Origin of the sequence: Rhizobium leguminosarum bv. viciae USDA 2370 (assembly GCF_002008365.1) — a bacterium.
Classification (GTDB): domain Bacteria; phylum Pseudomonadota; class Alphaproteobacteria; order Rhizobiales; family Rhizobiaceae; genus Rhizobium; species Rhizobium leguminosarum.
The window spans coordinates 1-3,665 of the sequence record NZ_MRDL01000072.1; the positions used below are offsets into that span (position 1 = coordinate 1).

A 3,665-nucleotide genomic window follows, 5' to 3' on the forward strand; every position below is an offset into this window, starting at 1 on the left:
AATGATGGTGGCGGCATAATCGAGGCAGAAATCCACTTAGCGAAACGCCCGAAACTGTTCAGACAAACCGAACCAGCTCTAAAACTCGCCGTGCGGCTGGTTGGTCGGAATGGAAGACGCCGCTTCGATCAAAGTTCGAAAGATCGCCTTGTTGCGGCCTGCCTTGAACCCGGCGCATCGGTATCGAAACTTGCGCGAGAAAACGGGGTCAACGCGAACCTCGTCTAAAAATAGATCAAGAAACACACCCAATCCCATCCGTTATCCCCTTCTTCGACATCGGCGTTTATTCCGGTTCAGATCGCCGCCGCGTGTAGCAAGTTCGACAATGAGATGCCTGCGACAGATCGTGATGAGCGATTACCGACGGCGGAGAGGAGCGGCCCGCTGTCCTCTCCAGCGAAGGTGAGCGCATCACTGCCGAATGGTGTGAGATTGTCGCTGGAGTGCAGCGATATCAGCGCGTTGACGACGATAATCGGAGCTCTGGGCCATGTTTAAGCTTGGCGCTGATCTCAAGGTCTACCTTCATCGGGAGCCGATCGACTTCCGCGCGGGCATCAACAGTCGATGCTCGTTGGGCAACGGCATCTTCAGCAGCGCGAAGTTCGCTCAACGCTGCTTCCCATCGACGCTCGAGTTCGGAGGCGACCAGACGATTATCAGGGTCAACGCGATTGAACTGGCGTTCTGCCAGCGCCGCGGCGTAGCGCTTGCGCTCAAGCTCCCGTTCAGCGCCAGCGCGCAAGGCCTTGTTGACCTGCTGTTGTGCCTGCCGAGCCCGCGCTAGCGCGTCAAGCTCCCCAGGCGCCAACGCGGCCAGGAAAGCGTCCGCCATAGCTGCATCGATCTGAGCCGCACGGACCGCGCATGAGAATCTCGATGGCGCCATGTGCCGGAAGGAAGTCCGCACGCTGTCGCAGTCCCTGACGCTCCGTTACGACAAGGTCTTGTTCATTCTCGATCCGACCGAGATTTCCAGGCCATTGGCGGGTAAGAAGGTCGTTGTCTGCGACTACCCGGACGGCCGCCTCGAGATCATGCACGAGAGCTTCACCCTGCCCTACAGAACCTTCGATACATTGCGGTCGGTCCACCGGGCAGAGGTTGTCGAGAACAAGCGTCTCGACGACATGCTTTCCGTCGTCGCCGAGCTGCAGGCTGGGCGGGAACAGCAGCGCGGCAAGAGCGGCCCACGCCGCACCGGCCAGACGGATCATATGTTCGGTATTCCCGATGGCAGCCGGGGCAATGGTTATCAGAAGCGTGGCCGCAAGCCTGGCCGGCGGACGGACTTCATGAATGATCCGGAGGTCGTCGCAAAAAGGCAGAAGGCGCTGGCGCGCATGGAGGCCGCGGAATGATCGCCTGCATTCACAGTCTCAAAGCTCACATGAGGATTTCTGCGTCAAGACCAATCATTGATGCATAGAACGTTTCCTTTGGATGTTTGTTCGAACCCATGGTCTGAGCCAGATTGCATGACGCGGCACGTTTCCGTCGCCGTTTCAAACTCACATACGGTTGCCGTTCGTTCGGCAGCACCACCATCCCGCTTGCGTTGCGGCTAGGCTCAGGAGAACGGGACCATTCTAAAGCGCGGCATCTGAAGCCAGACTTTGAGTCGGTTCGCTCACCTGGATCCGCCAGGATTGATCAGTCCTGGAAGATTTCGATATTTGGTCCAACGTCATGCAGACTTCATGACCGCGCCTTCAATGACAACACCCGCGGTGACATACTTCCACAGCGCAATCAGGAGCTTCCGCGCTAGTGCCACATTGCAGCCTTCTTCAACCGTCCCCCATTCGACTGGACCCGATCCACAAACCAGCGGCTGAGCGCCGATCCTGGCTGGTTGCGCAGCCACAGCCACGACAGCTGAATCATTGTGGTGCGCAATCGCGGATTGCCTGCTTTCGAGACCCCTTGTTCGTGGTCGATGGTCCCGCTCTGCCAAGGGGTAGGCGCCAAACCTGCATAGGCGGCAATCTGTCGCCGATTATCAAAATGCCGACACAGCCCTTCGGCCCAAAGAACGGCGGCAAACTCAGCGCCAACACCCTTCAAGGAAAGGAGCATTGCTGCCTCTGCCGGCCCCTTAGCAGCTTGCTCCTCGTGTGCGACCAGAAGAGAATTGCGCTCGCTCTCCACTGCCGCAATCTGTTCAAGCAGCAGCTCAAGGCGATCGAGTTCACGATTTATTTGCGTCTTTAGATGCTTCGGCAGGCCGCGCCCGTCTCCGGTCTGGAGCTCCTCCAGGCGTTTGCGGCGATCCTTGCGAAGCGGTTGATAGCCGCTGACGCCCTGGGCGAAGAGTAGACCCTTGACGCGATTGACATGCCTGACCCGTTCCGCAATCAACACTTTGCGTTCCCGGCAAATGCGACGCCGATCTTCGTCCTCTGGGCTCGGCGCTTTGACCATTGCGCATACGCGTGGTTCGCCGCGCTTGAACGCAAGCAGTGCGCGGACCAGTGCTTCACCATCAATCTTATCGGTCTTCGCGCGCCGGCGCCGACGTGAAGTAGCGATCGAAGCCGCATCGACAACGTAACTCTCGATCCCGTTTGCCTCTAGCACGCGATGTATCCAAAAGCCGTCCAATCCCGCTTCCTGGATCGTAACGATGGGAAACGATCTTCCCGTTCGGAGCCAGGCCTTCTGTTGTAACTGAGCAAACCGATCCAACAGCCCGGCAACGTCGCCGCCCTCTACCACATGCTTTGACATCGTCTCGCCGTTGCCCGGCGACAACGAAGTCACCAGCCAGGTCGATCTGCTCAGTTCCAAAGACACGAAAATTGCGCCAAGATCAGTGCGGACAGCGGTCTGCGTTTTTGATTGAACGGGTGCGGTTTTCATAATCTACTCCTTCCGAGCGAGTGCTTTGATGCAGCCTCACTCTGCCAGAGCGCCGGCCGCTGTTCACTCCTCATGGGATCTAAAGCCAATGGGTGCCTCTCACCCGCCCCCGCTCCTCCCTCTCAACCCGGACCAGCCGGTCGGACCGGGGGCTGATTGTCGGTGCCAGTGTCGCGTTTCTAACCGGCTGACAGCGTCGCGCATCTAATCAGCTTTGACAGTTCATAACATTACAACCGTATATTCGTACCTCTTGAACGTCGCCAATTTTGGACTCCGGTCACGCATTTTTAGGACTGTGCACCCATAATTTTGGATTCCCGCACTCGCCTGGAAGGATGCCCCAGCACACCGCCGCATATGATAACCCGAACGGAGCTTTGCGTCCCGCCATCGGCCAGGTGGCCGACCCATGTCGGAAAGCACGGCCATCAGCCGTCAGCTACACCACTCCCGTGGACATGATCAAAACTTGGGAGCAAGGTCACTACGCTATGCATGCACTTGCTGGGCTGTTACTCGAAGACGGGGAAACCGGATGCGCGCCCGGTTGCAGGACTTCCCGGACAATTGGGAATTCGTCGGCGGTTTAGGGCCGGTCGCCAATCAGATCGGAAACGCGGTAGCTCCCGCTGTCGGGGTCATTCTCACCGGATCCAGGTGACTCCACCGCCCATCGAGGCGGCGATCAGCAACTGAATGGCGTCATTCCTGATGGAGGCGATGTCACGTTGTTTCATGGACGCCTGAACAAGGCGCTTGTTTGTGACGTCAGGCAGTTGCGCCGGTCACGGCTTTCC

Annotated in this window: 2 protein-coding genes and 3 pseudogenes; 4 read left to right on the forward strand and 1 reads right to left on the reverse strand. The window is 58.3% G+C overall.

Annotated elements, in window-relative coordinates; genetic code table 11:
• Positions 1–54: 54 nt before the first annotated feature.
• The 3 genes and pseudogenes from tnpA to BS629_RS37925 all read left to right on the forward strand — a co-directional run.
• Positions 55–501 (forward strand): annotated as a pseudogene (gene tnpA, locus BS629_RS37915) (IS66-like element accessory protein TnpA).
• The gene (locus BS629_RS40425; RefSeq protein WP_158081473.1) at positions 494–790 is read left to right on the forward strand and encodes a hypothetical protein; all 297 of its coding nucleotides are present in this window, start codon (positions 494–496) and stop codon (positions 788–790) included. Before tnpA ends, BS629_RS40425 begins: the two are co-directional and overlap by 8 nt.
• Positions 791–869: 79 nt before the next feature.
• Positions 870–1,364 (forward strand): annotated as a pseudogene (locus BS629_RS37925) (ISNCY family transposase); the annotation flags it as partial.
• A gap of 326 nt (positions 1,365–1,690) precedes the next feature.
• On the opposite strand, the pseudogene BS629_RS37930 reads toward BS629_RS37925, so the two are convergent.
• Positions 1,691–2,865 (reverse strand): annotated as a pseudogene (locus BS629_RS37930) (IS110 family RNA-guided transposase).
• A 412-nt stretch (positions 2,866–3,277) separates the two neighbouring features.
• Between BS629_RS37930 and BS629_RS38820 the strand changes: the two are divergent.
• Positions 3,278–3,529: a DNA cytosine methyltransferase gene (locus BS629_RS38820; protein WP_108565382.1), complete on the forward strand. Its 252-nt coding sequence runs from the start codon at positions 3,278–3,280 to the stop codon at positions 3,527–3,529.
• Positions 3,530–3,665 lie beyond the last annotated feature (136 nt).

Bases quoted from the DNA above. Each gene is read 5' to 3' on its own strand.
- BS629_RS40425 (WP_158081473.1), top strand. From the start codon at position 494: ATGTTTAAGCTTGGCGCTGATCTCAAGGTCTACCTTCATCGGGAGCCG.
- BS629_RS38820 (WP_108565382.1), top strand. From the start codon at position 3,278: ATGTCGGAAAGCACGGCCATCAGCCGTCAGCTACACCACTCCCGTGGA.